Genomic DNA, 14,329 nt, shown 5'->3' with positions numbered 1-14,329 from the left:
TGACAAACCAATCCCTTAACTTGTGCTGGGGGACAACGGCAATCTATGGTAATATCCTGGGGATAAATCTGCTCTAAAAATGCGGGACAGCCAACTAGCAATTGCCAATGACTTGGAACTACGTCACCCCTGGTATCCCAGACCAACAATTTGAACGTTTACCTGGCATTCCCCTGAGCCCTGTAGAAGTGCGAGTGCTGATTCTTGCCCAACTGCGACTGCAAGGGGCATCTATTCTCTGGGATGTGGGGGCAGGGACAGGGACAATAGCAGTGGAAGCAGGGTTACTAATGCCCCAGGGGCAGGTGTTAGCGATCGAGCGGGATGAAGAGGTAGTAGGACTAGTGGAGAGAAACTGTCAAAAGTTCCAGGTGAAAAATGTGCTGGTCAAGGCGGGGGCTGCCCCCAGCTGTTTGCACGACCTGACTCCCCTCCCCGATCGGATTTGCGTTGAAGGCGGACAACCCCTCGATCGGATTATTCTCACTGCTTGGGAAAAACTTGTGCCCTCGGGTCGTTTAGTGGTGGTAGCTTCCACTTTGCAAGACCTCTATCAAACCTGGCATACTTTCAATCAAATTCCCATCAAAAACCTAGAAGCCGTCCAATCGGGCATCAACCGTTTAGAAGTGCGGGGGAAGCAACAGTTATTTGCTGCTACTAATCCCCTGTTTATTTTGAGTGGGGAAAAGCCTGCTTAAATCTTACCAAAGCGTCTTTCCCGTTGTTGATAGGCTAGGAGAGCGCGATAGAATTCCTCCCGATCGAAATCCGGCCACAGAGTAGGAGTGACATAGATTTCACTGTAGGCTAATTGCCACAGGAGAAAATTACTAACCCGCATTTCTCCGCTCGTACGAATGAGTAGGTCAGGGTCAGGTAAACCACTGGTATAGAGGTACCTTTCTAGCAGTTCCGCTGTGATCTGATCGACACTAAAATGCCCACACTGCACTTCCATAGCAATCCTCTGACAAGCCTGGACAATCTCCTGTCTGCCCCCATAGTTAGTCGCTACCGTAAAAACCACTCCCCTATTGTTTTGCGTCAAAGTCATCGATCGTTGGATTTGTTCGGACAAAGAAGTAGGCAAATCTGCCAAGTTACCGATGAATTGCAGGCGGACATCTTCCCGCATCAACTCTGCCAATTCCTGCCCTAGAACATGTTCAAACAGGAGCATTAAAAAATTGACTTCTTCTTTAGGGCGTTGCCAATTCTCGGTAGAAAAAGCATAGACCGTCAGGGCAGGAATTCCCCAATCTTTACAACAGCGCAGTAACTCCTTTAGTGTTTCCGTTCCCTGTCTATGTCCCATCACTCTGGGTAACCCCCGTTGCCTTGCCCATCTGCCATTGCCGTCCATGATTACCGCCACATGACGGGGGAGCTTAGCAGGGTCGAGATTAGTAGGTAAAGTAGCAAACTTCTTGTAAGTAGGTAAAGGCGTAAATTCAGGTGCCATAGTGCTTTGGGATGAGATTAAATTGCTAATTTACCAGAACTACCGCAGCAACAACCAGAATTTTTCTTCCCCCCACCCGCAACAATTCTAACAAGATTTGTAGACCAGCACCCTCGGGTTTGTAAATTATTGTACCAAGTGTTGCCCACTGCCAGATGACAATCACAAAATTTTTCCATGGAATAGCAGCGTATTTGCCAAGTTATCTATGAGGGGTTTTCCTGGTTGCCAGGCTTTGAGCAAGAGTCGTGTCAAAGGGTCGGTAATTTAGATTTTAGGTTTCCCCCTGCCACTGTAGAGACTACTTGATCCAGATCACTTGTTGTAAACAGTAAAAGTCACATAATTCTCAGGTGGTAATAGCTAAGATATAGGAGAGTAGAGTTTTAGGAGGGCAAGTTATGAAATGGGCTAGTCTAGCTGTAGCTGCATTGACAATTAGTACTCTCAATGCCCAAGCACAAACTGTTACTACTTTCCATTGTATTTCTACCAAGGTACAGTCAAGCAATGCCAAGGAAGAAAATGTCTTTGCGACAGTGGCACGCAGGGGTAATCGTCAGACTCCGCCCATGATTCTCTGGCGGACAACCCTCGGTAGGTTTACCCCCCAGGAACGGTGCAAGGTGGTCAGCGATCGGTTGACGGAAGTAGTAGCGCAAAACAACGGTAAATTGAGCAATCTCTACCTCACCTACGGGCGTGTGGATGGGGAACCTGTGATTTGCCATGTACCTGACAAGAATGGGGCTTGCAATCGCCGTAACATGCTGTTTACCCTCCGTCCCCAGGACAAAGGCAATGAAAAGAAAATTCTGGAACAGATGGTCAGCTTTAGCGTCACAGGTACGGGCAGTGCCGTACAACAGAGTGGGGAACAATTCTATGCTGCCTTTGGGGAAGAAGCGGAGAAAATGCTAGAAACTACTGCAGCCAGCACCTCTACTTCTTCTGGTATCTAGGTGAACAGGAATGATGCCCACACTGGCTCTGCTGGTGGCAATGACTACAGGGGTAAAACAACCCCCTGTGACTACATTTAGCTGTATCCGATCGGGAGAGAATTTTGCTACGATCGCTCGCCGCGGTAGTCGGGTTACTCCCCCCATGATTATCTGGCGCACGGACTTGGGTCTATGGAGTGCCTGGGAGCGGTGTCGGGTGGTGAGTCAGCGCTTGACGGAGGCAGTTGCCAGCCAGGGTGGTAGTTTTCGCAACCTGTTTCTCACCTACGGCAGTGTCAATCAGCAATCTGTGATCTGCTATGTCAACTCTACCGAGGGTGCCTGCAACAATAAGAATCTGCTGTTTACCCTCAAACCCAGCGATCGGGGACGGGAGCAAGCCATCCTGGAACAGTTAGTCAGTTTTGGGGTCAGAGGCAGCGGCACGGCGGTAGTCCAGAGCGCTCCCCAATTCTATGCCCCCCTGGGGGAAGCAGTGGAAAACCAATTATCAGGGAGATAAAACCTATGGACAAGCTAACAGTAGCTATTCTCCTGTTGACTGTAGCGGGGCAACTCTCTGCCCAAGACCCTATCAAAGGCACTAAGCCCAAACCCCAACCCCCATCCAATGCCACAGTGACAGTATTTGAGTGTGTCCCCTTCAATGGCAAATACGCCACGATCGCGCGGCGGGGCGATCGGGTAACGCCACCGATGATTGAATGGACTACTACGTTGGGAGGAGAATGGACACCCCAACGGCGCTGCCAGGAAGTCAGTCAGCGTCTCACCAGGGCAGTAGCAGCGTCAGGGGGCAAGTTACGCAATCTGCAATTGACCTATGGTTCCGTGAAGGGGCGGCGAGTGATTTGCTATATCGATGCTAGTACTCCTGTAAACGCCTGCAATGAAAGAAACCTACTGTTTACCTTACGCCCTGAGGACATTGGCAAAGAGAGAGAGATTTTGCAAACGATCGTGCAATTTAGTCTCACGGGTACGGGGAATCGAGTGCAACAGAGTGCTGGGCAAGATTATGCTCTCTTAGGAGATGCGGTTGAAGATATACTCAGTAGTGGTGACACAGCGCAGGGTATATAGGAAAATGCAGTGAAAGTGAGAGGGGCGTTTCTGGGGCTGGCAGTATTGCTGGTGGGTACGCCTGCTGTTTATTTGGTAGCAACCCGATTACCTTACTTCCAGTTTCGGCAACAGCCCCTCACGGTGGCAGAAGCTAGGGATTTAGCCCAGGCTGTTACAGTGCGGTTAATTGGGGAGTCGGGTTTAGGTTCGGGGGTCTTGATTGCCTTCGATGGCAGTAACTACAAGGTTTTGACCAATAGACATGTGGTGGAAATGCTGGGGGACAAGTTTGCAGTGATGACGGGGGATGGACAAACACACCCAGGGCAGAAAGTAACAGAAGCACGCCTGGATGGTCTAGACCTTGCCTTGGTCAGTTTTGCTGCCCCTAAGAAGTATATAGTTGCTCCCCTCGTTGCCCGCAAACTCAAGCCCCACGACAAACTCTATGCCGCTGGGTTTCCCAACTATCGCACTGTTTCCCCCGATCGCATGGAAGACACCCGTACCTGGGGCACAAAGGCATTTCACTTTACCCAGGGCAATTTTGCCATGCAGTTAGAGGATAAGTTTCTGCAGGGTGGGTATGCTTTGGGCTATACCAACGAAGTAGAGCAGGGGATGAGTGGGGGACCCGTGATTGATGCCTATGGCAAAGTTGTGGCAGTCAATGGCAGGTTAAAGTACCCGATCCAGGGGATCGATGCTTTTACCTTTACTGACGGCAGCAAGCCGAGCAAGGCAGAATACGAAATGATGGAATCGCTGAGCTGGGGTGTACCCATACCAGACTTTTTAATTCCCAGAGGGATCGAGCAATGAAGAGAAGCTGGTGGCAGTTAATTGGTCTATGGCTAGTGGGGCTGTGTGTTTGTCTCATAGTGGGGCGCAGTTCCCAGGCCCTAGATTTGCCACTAGTAGCAGGAGTAGCGCGACAGACAACAGTGGTAGTTGCCCAGGACTTAAAACAGGGGGATAACCAAGCATTGCGGGAAGCCTTCCGCCCTGGTTCAGGGGTATTGATTGGCAAGCAGGGAGATTACTACTATGTCCTAACCAATGCCCATGTGGTGAGCGCCAGGGGTACAGACTATGGGGTACGCACAGCGGATGGGGTCGTACACTTTGTCGATGACCTCGACACTAATGACAATATCCTACCCCTAGGCAAAATTGGACAAAATGTCGTGGAAGGTACGGATTTGGCAATTGTCAGATTCCAAGCTCCAGGGAAAAATTATCCGATCGTGACTGTCAATCCCCAAAAAATCCAATTCGAACCCGTATTTGTCAGTGGCTGGCCCGATCCTGGTCCCCAATTTCCCAGTCGCACTTTCCGCTTGACTTCGGGAATGCTAAGCACAATTTTGAGCAAGGCGGAGGATGGAGATTACAACATGCAGTACAGCGCCCCCACCAGGCGGGGGATGAGTGGTGGGCCCGTTTTCAACTCTAGGGGGGAACTGATTGCCATTCACGGTAGGGGGGGTGGTAAAAACTTGCCCGAATACGGTAAGCCTGACCAGGACTGCACCAAGGACTGCTTTAATCGTGGTATTGCCATTGATATCTTTTTAACTAAAGCTCGCCGTGACCCCCGTTATGCCCCAGTGCTCGCCTCTGCTCCACCCCCACCCTCAGAGGTAGCAAGACTACCTGCTACGCCTGCAGCGCAGTTTATTGAGGACATCTACAAGCTATTTTCTGACCTGCGGCAGACTAGAGCTCGCGTTGATGACTTGGAAAAACGCCTAGAACGCTTGCGCTAGAGGGAGTAAGTAGATACAAATTCCTAGAAGGAAGTGCTAGGATAAATGCAGTAATAGGAGGGCAGGTTTCCATGACCCAAACAACTGCGGCTCAACCGAACTCGCCCCAGGCTGATACCTGGCAACATCTCAAGGATGCGATTGCTCGTAGTTCTGGGTTTGAACGGTGGTGGCGGATGCGCTATACTGAAGCGGAATTACGGCAGCGGCGGGATGAAATTATTGTCGCCTACCTGCGGGAAACCCTCGATACTTTAGCTTATTAATGACCTTTGCTGATTTCCACCATCAATTACAAACTAAACACCCCGATCGGCTGCGGGTAATGCATCAAAGCCGCAGTTTGTCCCTACCCGAGCGTTTTCAGCTAATGTGCCTAGCTGTGCAGGATGAAAACCCCCGCATTCGCTACGATGCTGTCAGCCAGCTGGGGACAGTGGGGACAGTTGACCTAGAAAGAACGCGACAAATCCTGGAAACTGTGCTCCAATCTGACCCAGAAGTTGACGTGAGAGCGGCGGCGGCTGATTCCCTGGGGGTATTACAAATTACCAGTGCCTTTCCCCTCTTGGTACACGCCTACCGATCGAGTCGAGATTGGTTGTTACAGTTAAGTATTGTGGCAGCATTAGGGACACTGGGGGTTAGAGAAGCCTTCCCAGTGCTGGTAGAAGCAACGACAAGTGAGAATGAATTAGTGCAAATCAGTGCTATCCGTGCCCTCGGAGACTTGGGGGACGAACGGGCAGTGGAAGTAGTAGCACAATTTAGGACGCACGCCGATTGGCAGGTACGCCACGCTGTTGTGCAAGCCCTGTCCCATTTAGGAGAGAAAGCGAAGCCTTTACTGCAGGAACTAATCCAAGACCCTGTCTCCCACATTGCCGAAGCTGCCCGCCTAGGCTTGGGGTCGGATTAACACGATCGGGGTCTGTTCATTGGCATTGCCAGCGGGATTTTTTTTCAATGCCCTTTCTAATACTGCGGGGTCAGCCCCAGGGGTATGGGCAACAATTTTCACTCCCCCCAAATCATTGACATCAACGATAGCAGTTTCTAGCCCCGTTTTCTCTTTGATGAGATTGACCACAGCTTGGGCATTCCTAGGACCCAGCACAATAAACTGGTCATAGGGGGGCAGTGTACCTGTGACATCATCTATTAATCGTGCTTGTTCTCCCGCTAATTCATAGAACACCCCTGGACGACGCAACAGCACTTTGGCCAAACCGCCCACAACAAAGGCAAAAAAGACCCGCCATGCTCCCACTTCATCCACTAAAACCTGTAACCCACAGGCTGTCGCCAAACTAGAGGTAGGTAAAAAGTAGTAACACAACCGCTTTGCCAACCAACCAGGCTGGACATCACTGGGATGTCGCCACCGCCCCTGCATAATCGCCACTGGGGTTTCCCCGATCGTGACAATATCCCCTGCCTCCGCATAGGGTAAAACATACCGCTCGATGACAGCGACGGGGTCATCTATAGCTGATAACAGATGGGTACGAATGGGCATTACCAGCAAATCGGCTGCCCTACGCCAACTGGGTTGACTGTGGGGAAATTGCAAGGGCACCACCATGTGATAGGTCTTGGGGGTGCGCCCCCCTGGTCCGTAGATGACGGCGTGGAGCTGGAGCCAGCAAGCCTGCAATTGATCCAGATTAACCCCCTCGATCGTCGTCCTCAGCCTAATTTCCGTCGACTTTTGCGCTTTGACAATGTACGCCTCCCAATAGTTGTCGTAGCGGCGGGGCTGGTCAGGGTGCTGGCTGTAAAGTTCATGCCTAGTGCTGATGCCCACCAAACTAGCCTGGGATAAAAGTTTTTCTGTAACAGTCACATCCGCTAAAAATAGATCAAACCGATCGGTGGGGTTATGTACCAACCACTGCCCCTCAATCACAATCCGATCGATACCCAGATAGACCTCCCATTTGCCATTACCAATCTGTAGACAGTTCCCCGGTCGCCGCCGATACTGCCCCTCAAACACCAGCCCCAGAGCTAGTAAAATCGCCAAAATCCCTAATACCGCCACTAATTTCCTAAAACCTTAAGAATTCTTTACAAAATTCAAAAGAAATTGTCAACTCTGTTACTTTATTAACCAGTATAAGCAGATATACCTAAATAATGGTAGAGGAATATCATTTTTGCCTCTATATTGCTGGAAAAGTTAATCCCAATTCCCTGCGTGCCATCCACAATCTGCGCCGAGTGCTAGAAGCACAGGCGAACCTTCGCTACACCCTAGAAATTGTTGATGTCCTCGAAGAACCTGAGCGGGCAGAAGTAAACAAAATCAAGGCTACACCCACCCTAGAATGGTATCTAGGGCAGCAACGGGGAAGACTGGTGGGAGACTTTTCCCAGGCTGAGAAATTGGTCTCCCTGTTCCGTTAGATATTGCTACTACGGATTTGTTGGCGCAGTTGTTCTAGTTCTGCATCCACGGGGCTAGGATTCAGGGCAGGGGTAGAGGCACTTGTCCCCATCAGACGGGCCTTCATCGCCATCAATTCGTCATCCAGGTCGCTACTGGACTCTAGTTGGGCAAATTGCGCTTCTAGGTTGTCCATCCCCAGTTCAGCAGTAGCACTGGCTTTCGCCTCTGCCATCAGTACTCGCTCTTCCATGCGCTCAAACGCAGCGGCTGCGGACTTGGTGTTGATCTTGCCCATCATGTTGTTGAGGTTTTCCTGGGCTTTAGCCGCTTGAATGCGGGATTTGAGCATTTCTTTCTTGGTCTTAGCTTCGGCAATCTTGCTTTCCAGGATGGTGAGATTCTTCTTCAGCTGGTTAACCTGGGCAACAGTCTGCTCGTAACCAGGTTTGATGCTAGCTAAGGTGTCAGCATAGGTCTTTTTGCGGGCAAGGGCTTCACGGGCAAGGTTTTCATCCCCCTTTTGCAGTGCCAGCATAGCACGCCGTTCCCATTCCATGACTTGGGCTTCTGCCTGTTTGTACTGCTGTTCCTGGCGCTTCATGGCTGCCATCGCTTGGGCAACTGCCTGGCGTAACTGCACCAGGTCTTCTTGCATATCAATAATGGTCTGTTCTAAAATTTTCTCCGGGTCTTCTGCGGCGGTGATCAGGGCATTCAGGTTAGACCGCGCCAACATACCAATCCGATCGAGTAATCCCATAGGTTTTCCCCGTGTTAAACACCTTTTCCCTAATTATACAAGGGGAATTGGTTTCTGTCCTATACTAAAACTGCGTCACTTAAGTTTACTTATGTTCACGATCGAGATCAATCTGCGCAGTAATCCTGTGCCTGTGATTATTATGCGGAAAGACCAGGAGGGGGCTGACCAGCTCTATCACACCCTTGTCCAAGCGATGCAGGGGGAGGGAGAGAAGGTATTGCAATTGACCTGTGATAAGCAGGAGGGGCGGAAAATCGCTGTCCTGGGAGCGGAAATTCTGGCAGTCCAGCTGTCTAGCAAAACGGGCGCACCAACGGGCATGGGGGCTGGCTTTGTCCGCAATTGAAGCCGATCGGGTTTGTTTTAGCTGGCAGGGGGGGGAGCGGCTACTAGATGAGTGCAGTTTTACTATACCCCGGGGGCAATTGTGGATGCTGTTGGGGGCAAATGGTAGTGGCAAATCTACTCTCCTGAAATTGATGGCGGGCTTACTGGCTCCTACCTCAGGACAGATTATCGTGCAGGGGACAGTGGGGTTTGTCTTTCAGAATCCTGACCATCAACTAGTCATGCCGACGGTGGGGTCAGATATTGCCTTTAGTTTAGGGGGACAGGGGTTAAGTTATGAGGCTGTGCAGGAACGAGTGAGAGCGGCTTTGCAGGCGGTGGATTTAGATGGCTATCAGCGACGACCGATCTATGCCCTCAGTGGGGGACAAAAGCAACGGGTAGCGATCGCAGGGGAATTGGCACGGCAAACAGAAATTCTCCTTCTGGATGAGCCGACGGCATTGCTCGATCGGGACTATCAACTGGACTTAGTCCGCTTGGTGCGGCGGTTGGTGGATGAGCGGGGTCTCACAGCCCTGTGGGTGACTCACAGGTTGCAGGAGTTGGATTATGCCGATGGGGCTTTACTGTTAGAGCGGGGTAAAATTGTCGATCAGGGCAAACCCGATCGGTTGCGGCAACAGTTAGAAGAATTGGTCTAAGATCTAAGAATTTCAGTGATGTTAACAAGGGTATATGCAAACTTTTTTAGTAGCGATCGATGGTTCCAATGTGCACCAAAAGGTCATAGACAAGGTAATTGAGCTGGCTACCCCTGGCAAAACCTATGTCATTCTGCTGACAGTAGTGGAACCCCTAGAGAACTATCTGCCTCCTGTGCTGTTACCGACGGGAGATTGGGTGACTCTGCCCTTACCTGTGAATGAGGAGACGGAGAAAAAGTTACGGGAGAGTGTCAGCCTAGTGTTAAAACAGGCATCCGATCGCCTCTCCAGTTGCAATATTGCCAATGAAAGCCGTATTGAGAGCGGTAGTCCTAGGGAAATGATCTGCCATGTGGCGGGGGAGATCAATCCCACAGTGTTGGTCTTGGGGTCGCGGGGGCTAGGCTCGATCGAGCGGTTGATGTTAGGGAGTGTCAGCGATTACGTTGTGCATCACGCCCCCTGCCCCGTGTTGATCGTGCGCTAGTTCCTGGGTCCCTGGTAATTGGTCAAATCAGCCAGCTCTTTCAGGGAATGCACGCCCAGTTTTAGTTGCCCGTTGATTTCCCAGGTGGGATAGCTAGTAATTTTTTTATCAACGCAGATTTTAGCTGGGGGTGTGCCAGGACCGCCATTGGGGGAACATTCCACATAGGGAACCAACCTTTTTGCTTCCCCAAATTTTTCTAGTTGGTCGTGACAGTGGGGACACCAGTTGGCACCGTACATCTTTACTCCCTGTTGCTGCAAGTGCCGCGCTAGTTGACCCGCAAAAGTGCTACTTGCCATTGCCAGTTGTTTTTGGGTGGAATAGAGACCAACTGCCCCGATCGTGACCACCAAACCAATGGACAAACCTGTGAAAAATAGCTGACTTTGGTCTTCCCAGTCGTTGCCTAGCAAGTTCAGCAGCCAAATCAAAGTGACATTGGTGGCAGAGCCGATACAGTAGAAACAAACGGTTTTCAGTTCAAACGCCAACAAATACATGAGATAGCCGCTGAAGAAGAGCATAGCCGTCGAAGCCAGAAAGACCGCAAAAGCTAGGCTCTGTTTTAATTTCTTTTTTGTCTTGACATCTTCCCTCTTATCAAACAAGGGAATCGCTGCTAAAACTCCCACAAATAGGTAGGCTAGTGCTCCAAACACCGTCAGGGGAATGCCAAATACCTGGGCGTATTCACTACTTAAGACCCGATCGCAGCCCGTACCACTGCCAGCGGCACAAAAAGCAGGAGCATTGCCTGTGAAATGGGTAACCGTCAAGTAGGTAGTGAGGACAACACCCAACGCTGCTAGAGCCACAATCGCAGGACGGGACACCTTGAATATCAGGGGTTCTGCCAAGGGACGCATAACCTATGCTAAGCAACAACTCTCCCCTATTCTACTGCTAAATTGTAGGCTTCATCTAGCCAAGATTAAACTGTGGCAGAGTTCCCCCTGCTGAAGTGCTCTGCAAAGAAGCGATCGGTTGCCAGTGCCAAATTACATCTAGGAGGGTTAAGGGCAGAGAAATAAAAGGGGAGGATAACTCCCCAAAAATAAGGAAGACTCTATCACTTCTAAAGTTTGAGACCAGGGGGAAGAATGACAGCATCAATCACGTGAATTACGCCGTTGGTTGCCTTTACATCTACGGTAGTAACGTTAGCACCATTGACTTTGGGCTTGCCATCCATGACCGTAACTTTGATGTTGCTGCCCTCAACAGTCTTGACGTCTCCTGGCTTTACATCCTTGGACAAGACTTCTCCTGCAACAACATGGTAAGTTAATACTTTGATTAGAGTCTGCTTATTCTCAGGGCGGAGGAGTTTTTCTAGTGTGCCCTTGGGTAGAGAGGCAAAAGCAGCATTGGTGGGAGCAAAAATGGTGAAAGGCCCCTTACTAGACAAAGTTTCCACTAAGCCAGCGGCTTTAATGGCACTAACCAAGGTAGAAAAATCCTTATTGCTAGAAGCAACAGTGACAATATTACCCGTCTCAGATTTAGCAACAATTTCAGCGGCAAATGCAGTAGGATATTCCCAACTAAAGAGACCAAGACTTACACTCACAGCAAAAACAGCAGCGCAGGTTATGTTCTTCATAGGTTTGATATAATGGGGGACAATATTTAGATTAAGAAAATCTAAAGTTCTTGGCAATACTGCAGGGGATATAAACCGATCGGTACATTTTTTTGTGGGTAACCCAAACTAAAGTGGGGGTAGTTTAACTTCACAACCCAAGCATCATGTTGACTATCAATTCAATCCCGACAGGTGTACTGGTTATGAGAGTTTCAACCTTTCAGCTACTGTATAATCTGTGTTGTTCAAGAAACCCTGGCCTATAAATCACCTGTGTCCCTGTTGTCCTAGACATAATCATCCGACTATTGTATGTATTGCATAGACAACTGGGAGAGGTATGCAAAGGAACTGGAGAAACAACCTGATGCTTATCAGCTAGCAACCAAGAAGGAGACAAAGAGTACAGAGATGAACAACTCTGAAAATAGTATTGGTTTACAAGGTTCAGGAGAAAGAGCAAAGAGAGTAATGAGTCTTTTTCAAAATTCAGAGTCAACCAAACCTTAGGCAATGCCACTTACTGGTTTGCTGTGTTGACATACCAGGAGGCAAATGATATTGTGGAAATAGTCTATTAAATTCCCTATGGACGAAGTAGAAACAGCTAACAAGTTAGAAGAATGGCTGGCAGTTCATGGACTCCAGGTTCAGATTGTCCAGCAAGACAAAAGTATAGTCGTAGTATTTAATCGTCCTGATAGTAGTCATCTCCTATACGATCGGCTAACAGAGCAGACTATAAAACTTTTCCAGAGCATAAACATGTCTCCTCCTCAAGAGGTAGTATTCTACTCTAGGGTTCTGGGACAAGAGGAAGCTGATTGGTGTAGGACAGTCAAGATAAAAACAAAAGACAACTTATCTGCTACTCAGGGAGAAGAGGTTAAAGTCATACAGACGGAAGAGCAGCCAGTTATTAACCCCAGTGAGCACAGAAGCGAAACATTAGAACCAGATACAACTCGCCAAAGAGATGTTAAGTTGTCAGATTTCTGCTTTGTTCGTAACAAGACATTAGTGAAGACAGAGCTACCACACCCTGCCAAAGTTGTAGCAGAGAACGTAAAGTTCTTTCATGGGCTGGGGGAGAAGATGCAACTCGAGTTAGCCCCTTTCATGGAAGACTTCTTCAAAAATCCGAGTAAAGTATCCCTAATTTCTGTACCAGCAGGATTAGGGACTTGGTTTGAAGATATGAAAAAACTGAAGGATGAAGAGTTCAGGTCTCAGGCTATTTGGCTTAGCCGATACTGTTACGATTCTGAAAAGACGATGGCGGAAGTCGATTCTCTATTCCAGATTTTGGCAGAAACAGAGAGACAAAAGGAATTGGAAAGACAGAATCCTTCGGTTTCTTTAGAAACAGGGCGAACCCCTAGTACTGCCGGGGCTAAACGCCGTGTTAGTCCTTCCCCTGAGGTGGTAGCGAGTCACACAGAAATTTCCTATCTGGAGAGTTTTATAGTTGTGCTGGGGTCGGGTATACTGCTGGCAGCACTTCTCTCTACTGCATTAGGCACATCCCCTTCTCTAGTATTGTTTTTTGTTCTGTCCATAGTCACTTTGTTAGTGGTAGTTTTAGCATTTGTGCAGAGGAAACAGAGACTAACGAGGTATGCCACGATCGTTTTAATTTCTTTATTTTCTGGGATGTTCTTTATATTACTATGGCAGTTGGTTGTAAGGCTAAAGTGGGTAGTGTCAGCAATAGCTGTAATTCTTTCTCTATCTCAGGTCAGGAAGAACCCAGAAAAGTACATTGAAGTTTTGAAGCAAGTAGGGGTAGGCAAATTCGGCTTGGTAGTTCTTGGATTAGTGGGTCTTGCCGTATACACAGGTTTGACAGCTAGCAGTGGCAACGCTGTCAGCGTTGTGAAAGTAGATGCCGCACCGATCATGTTGGATTTGGAAATCCACTCTGACCCAGAAGCTGAAGCGAAGTACCGTAGAGACATGGAGAGATATCAACGATTCCGCGACAGTGATTCTCCCATATCAGCTCCACCACCGCAAGAACCAAAAAAGATAATGAGGTATAGTTTTATAGCTGACCCTCCCTATCCAGGGAAATTTAAGGTAGTAGGTTCAGCAGAGTTAGCCTTAGGTGGTTTAGGTAACCTGATTGGGCTTGCTACTGCAGCAGATACCAAGGAACCACAGAAAGATTCCTATGTAATTATCAGACCGGCAGGGGTACAAATGTCTGATACCATCTTGGACACTAGCTATTCCCTGCATGTCATTAACCTAATTCCTTCAGATGATTTTAATGCTTTGGCTGGCATCTGTAGATTGGCTATCGAGGCTGAAGAGTTGGACGGCTTAGTAAATCTAGGCGGGATTCACTCCGTCAAAACCATACCCAGTTTTTTGGATATTTCTACAGTAGACATAAAAAGAGTTGAAGGCAAACTCGAAAACTTAAATGCTAGATTTAAAAGGCATAATGAAAACTCGAAACCTATCATAGGGACAGTACACAAGCTGGAGATTGATTCCAAACCAGGCAAGTTTAAAGTCGGCTGTGCTAATCTATCCTCTAGTCAGTTCGTTATTCAGGGCCCGTCTTTTAGCGTGGTGAAGAAGAAGTAGGATAGCCTAGAAGAGTGACAATTCTGAAATCAGATACTGGGAAGAGTATTTTTTATAGAACTGGATGAAACACACTATCGCATGGTGACAAAGACCAGCCCATAGATTTAGTTAACCCGAAAATTGGGAGGTCATGTTAGCCAAACTTTAATATGAACGTTGCATTAATTAAGTCAATTGTGATTGACAGTGCAGGGTATAGATAACGGGACTCATCCTCTAGCAACAAACAAAAAGACAAGTAA

The 14,329-nt window shown here is 48.6% G+C and carries 18 protein-coding genes; 13 read left to right on the top strand and 5 right to left on the bottom strand.

Annotation, left to right across the window (positions count from 1 at the left end; genetic code table 11):
* Positions 1–107: 107 nt before the first annotated feature.
* Entirely contained in the window at positions 108–701 is a 594-nt protein-coding gene (gene cbiT / locus NZM01_04225; GenBank protein MCS6959234.1) for a precorrin-6Y C5,15-methyltransferase subunit CbiT, read from the top strand.
* On the opposite strand, the gene NZM01_04220 is transcribed toward cbiT, so the two are convergent.
* Positions 698–1,465, bottom strand: coding sequence for an isoprenyl transferase (locus NZM01_04220; GenBank protein MCS6959233.1), 768 nt, complete (start codon positions 1,463–1,465; stop codon positions 698–700). The two genes, cbiT and NZM01_04220, sit on opposite strands and share 4 nt — an antisense overlap.
* Positions 1,466–1,866: 401 nt before the next feature.
* On the opposite strand from NZM01_04220, the gene NZM01_04215 reads away from it, so the two are divergent.
* From NZM01_04215 to NZM01_04185, 7 genes are all read left to right on the top strand, one after another.
* The gene (locus tag NZM01_04215; protein MCS6959232.1) at positions 1,867–2,427 is read left to right on the top strand and encodes a COP23 domain-containing protein; all 561 of its coding nucleotides are present in this window, start codon (positions 1,867–1,869) and stop codon (positions 2,425–2,427) included.
* Positions 2,428–2,437: 10 nt separating this feature from the next.
* Positions 2,438–2,932 (top strand): COP23 domain-containing protein, encoded by a 495-nt coding sequence (locus NZM01_04210; protein MCS6959231.1) that lies wholly within the window; start codon positions 2,438–2,440, stop codon positions 2,930–2,932.
* A gap of 5 nt (positions 2,933–2,937) precedes the next feature.
* Positions 2,938–3,513 (top strand): COP23 domain-containing protein, encoded by a 576-nt coding sequence (locus tag NZM01_04205; protein ID MCS6959230.1) that lies wholly within the window; start codon positions 2,938–2,940, stop codon positions 3,511–3,513.
* A gap of 9 nt (positions 3,514–3,522) precedes the next feature.
* Positions 3,523–4,317: a serine protease gene (locus NZM01_04200; GenBank protein ID MCS6959229.1), complete on the top strand. Its 795-nt coding sequence runs from the start codon at positions 3,523–3,525 to the stop codon at positions 4,315–4,317.
* Positions 4,314–5,264 carry a serine protease gene (locus NZM01_04195; protein ID MCS6959228.1) on the top strand — a complete coding sequence of 317 codons (951 nt, stop codon included), beginning with the start codon at positions 4,314–4,316 and terminating at the stop codon, positions 5,262–5,264. Before NZM01_04200 ends, NZM01_04195 begins: the two co-directional genes overlap by 4 nt.
* 71 nt (positions 5,265–5,335) lie before the next feature.
* Positions 5,336–5,530 (top strand): hypothetical protein, encoded by a 195-nt coding sequence (locus NZM01_04190; protein ID MCS6959227.1) that lies wholly within the window; start codon positions 5,336–5,338, stop codon positions 5,528–5,530.
* Entirely contained in the window at positions 5,530–6,183 is a 654-nt protein-coding gene (locus NZM01_04185) for a HEAT repeat domain-containing protein (GenBank protein ID MCS6959226.1), read from the top strand. Before NZM01_04190 ends, NZM01_04185 begins: the two co-directional genes overlap by 1 nt.
* Here NZM01_04185 and NZM01_04180 read toward each other — a convergent pair.
* The gene (locus NZM01_04180; protein ID MCS6959225.1) at positions 6,163–7,308 is read right to left on the bottom strand and encodes a coenzyme F420-0:L-glutamate ligase; all 1,146 of its coding nucleotides are present in this window, start codon (positions 7,306–7,308) and stop codon (positions 6,163–6,165) included. The genes NZM01_04185 and NZM01_04180 overlap by 21 nt on opposite strands.
* A gap of 95 nt (positions 7,309–7,403) precedes the next feature.
* On the opposite strand from NZM01_04180, the gene NZM01_04175 reads away from it, so the two are divergent.
* A complete protein-coding gene (locus tag NZM01_04175) occupies positions 7,404–7,673 on the top strand; it encodes a circadian clock protein KaiB (protein MCS6959224.1) in 270 nt (89 codons plus the stop codon).
* On the opposite strand, the gene NZM01_04170 is transcribed toward NZM01_04175, so the two are convergent.
* Positions 7,670–8,416 (bottom strand): PspA/IM30 family protein, encoded by a 747-nt coding sequence (locus NZM01_04170; GenBank protein MCS6959223.1) that lies wholly within the window; start codon positions 8,414–8,416, stop codon positions 7,670–7,672. The genes NZM01_04175 and NZM01_04170 overlap by 4 nt on opposite strands.
* A gap of 91 nt (positions 8,417–8,507) precedes the next feature.
* Between NZM01_04170 and NZM01_04165 the strand changes: the two genes are divergently transcribed.
* The 3 genes from NZM01_04165 to NZM01_04155 are packed head-to-tail and all read left to right on the top strand — an operon-like array spanning position 8,508 to position 9,901.
* Positions 8,508–8,765, top strand: a complete 258-nt coding sequence (locus tag NZM01_04165) for a hypothetical protein (protein MCS6959222.1) — start codon at positions 8,508–8,510, stop codon at positions 8,763–8,765.
* A complete protein-coding gene (locus NZM01_04160; GenBank protein ID MCS6959221.1) occupies positions 8,752–9,411 on the top strand; it encodes an energy-coupling factor ABC transporter ATP-binding protein in 660 nt (219 codons plus the stop codon). Before NZM01_04165 ends, NZM01_04160 begins: the two co-directional genes overlap by 14 nt.
* A gap of 34 nt (positions 9,412–9,445) precedes the next feature.
* The gene (locus NZM01_04155) at positions 9,446–9,901 is read left to right on the top strand and encodes a universal stress protein (GenBank protein MCS6959220.1); all 456 of its coding nucleotides are present in this window, start codon (positions 9,446–9,448) and stop codon (positions 9,899–9,901) included.
* On the opposite strand, the gene NZM01_04150 is transcribed toward NZM01_04155, so the two are convergent.
* Both NZM01_04150 and NZM01_04145 read right to left on the bottom strand, forming a co-directional pair.
* Complete coding sequence (locus tag NZM01_04150; GenBank protein MCS6959219.1) at positions 9,898–10,770, bottom strand: vitamin K epoxide reductase family protein; 873 nt, start codon at positions 10,768–10,770, stop codon at positions 9,898–9,900. The two genes, NZM01_04155 and NZM01_04150, sit on opposite strands and share 4 nt — an antisense overlap.
* 209 nt (positions 10,771–10,979) lie before the next feature.
* Positions 10,980–11,507, bottom strand: coding sequence for a fasciclin domain-containing protein (locus NZM01_04145; protein ID MCS6959218.1), 528 nt, complete (start codon positions 11,505–11,507; stop codon positions 10,980–10,982).
* A gap of 570 nt (positions 11,508–12,077) precedes the next feature.
* Between NZM01_04145 and NZM01_04140 the strand changes: the two genes are divergently transcribed.
* The gene (locus tag NZM01_04140; protein ID MCS6959217.1) at positions 12,078–14,084 is read left to right on the top strand and encodes a hypothetical protein; all 2,007 of its coding nucleotides are present in this window, start codon (positions 12,078–12,080) and stop codon (positions 14,082–14,084) included.
* Positions 14,085–14,329: the final 245 nt, after the last annotated feature.

Origin of the sequence: Pseudanabaenaceae cyanobacterium SKYG29 (assembly GCA_025055675.1) — a bacterium.
Taxonomy (GTDB): Bacteria; Cyanobacteriota; Cyanobacteriia; order Pseudanabaenales; family Pseudanabaenaceae; genus M5B4.
The sequence above is the reverse complement of the archived record's forward strand: the minus strand, read 5'-3'. Positions and strand labels throughout refer to the sequence as shown.

Excerpts from the sequence above, each read along its gene's own strand:
- cbiT (MCS6959234.1), top strand. The coding sequence starts at position 108 with ATGACTTGGAACTACGTCACCCCTGGTATCCCAGACCAACAATTTGAA.
- NZM01_04220 (MCS6959233.1), bottom strand. The coding sequence starts at position 1,465 with ATGGCACCTGAATTTACGCCTTTACCTACTTACAAGAAGTTTGCTACT.
- NZM01_04215 (MCS6959232.1), top strand. The coding sequence starts at position 1,867 with ATGAAATGGGCTAGTCTAGCTGTAGCTGCATTGACAATTAGTACTCTC.
- NZM01_04210 (MCS6959231.1), top strand. The coding sequence starts at position 2,438 with ATGATGCCCACACTGGCTCTGCTGGTGGCAATGACTACAGGGGTAAAA.
- NZM01_04205 (MCS6959230.1), top strand. The coding sequence starts at position 2,938 with ATGGACAAGCTAACAGTAGCTATTCTCCTGTTGACTGTAGCGGGGCAA.
- NZM01_04195 (MCS6959228.1), top strand. The coding sequence starts at position 4,314 with ATGAAGAGAAGCTGGTGGCAGTTAATTGGTCTATGGCTAGTGGGGCTG.
- NZM01_04190 (MCS6959227.1), top strand. The coding sequence starts at position 5,336 with ATGACCCAAACAACTGCGGCTCAACCGAACTCGCCCCAGGCTGATACC.
- NZM01_04185 (MCS6959226.1), top strand. The coding sequence starts at position 5,530 with ATGACCTTTGCTGATTTCCACCATCAATTACAAACTAAACACCCCGAT.
- NZM01_04175 (MCS6959224.1), top strand. The coding sequence starts at position 7,404 with ATGGTAGAGGAATATCATTTTTGCCTCTATATTGCTGGAAAAGTTAAT.
- NZM01_04170 (MCS6959223.1), bottom strand. The coding sequence starts at position 8,416 with ATGGGATTACTCGATCGGATTGGTATGTTGGCGCGGTCTAACCTGAAT.
- NZM01_04165 (MCS6959222.1), top strand. The coding sequence starts at position 8,508 with ATGTTCACGATCGAGATCAATCTGCGCAGTAATCCTGTGCCTGTGATT.
- NZM01_04155 (MCS6959220.1), top strand. The coding sequence starts at position 9,446 with ATGCAAACTTTTTTAGTAGCGATCGATGGTTCCAATGTGCACCAAAAG.
- NZM01_04150 (MCS6959219.1), bottom strand. The coding sequence starts at position 10,770 with ATGCGTCCCTTGGCAGAACCCCTGATATTCAAGGTGTCCCGTCCTGCG.
- NZM01_04145 (MCS6959218.1), bottom strand. The coding sequence starts at position 11,507 with ATGAAGAACATAACCTGCGCTGCTGTTTTTGCTGTGAGTGTAAGTCTT.
- NZM01_04140 (MCS6959217.1), top strand. The coding sequence starts at position 12,078 with ATGGACGAAGTAGAAACAGCTAACAAGTTAGAAGAATGGCTGGCAGTT.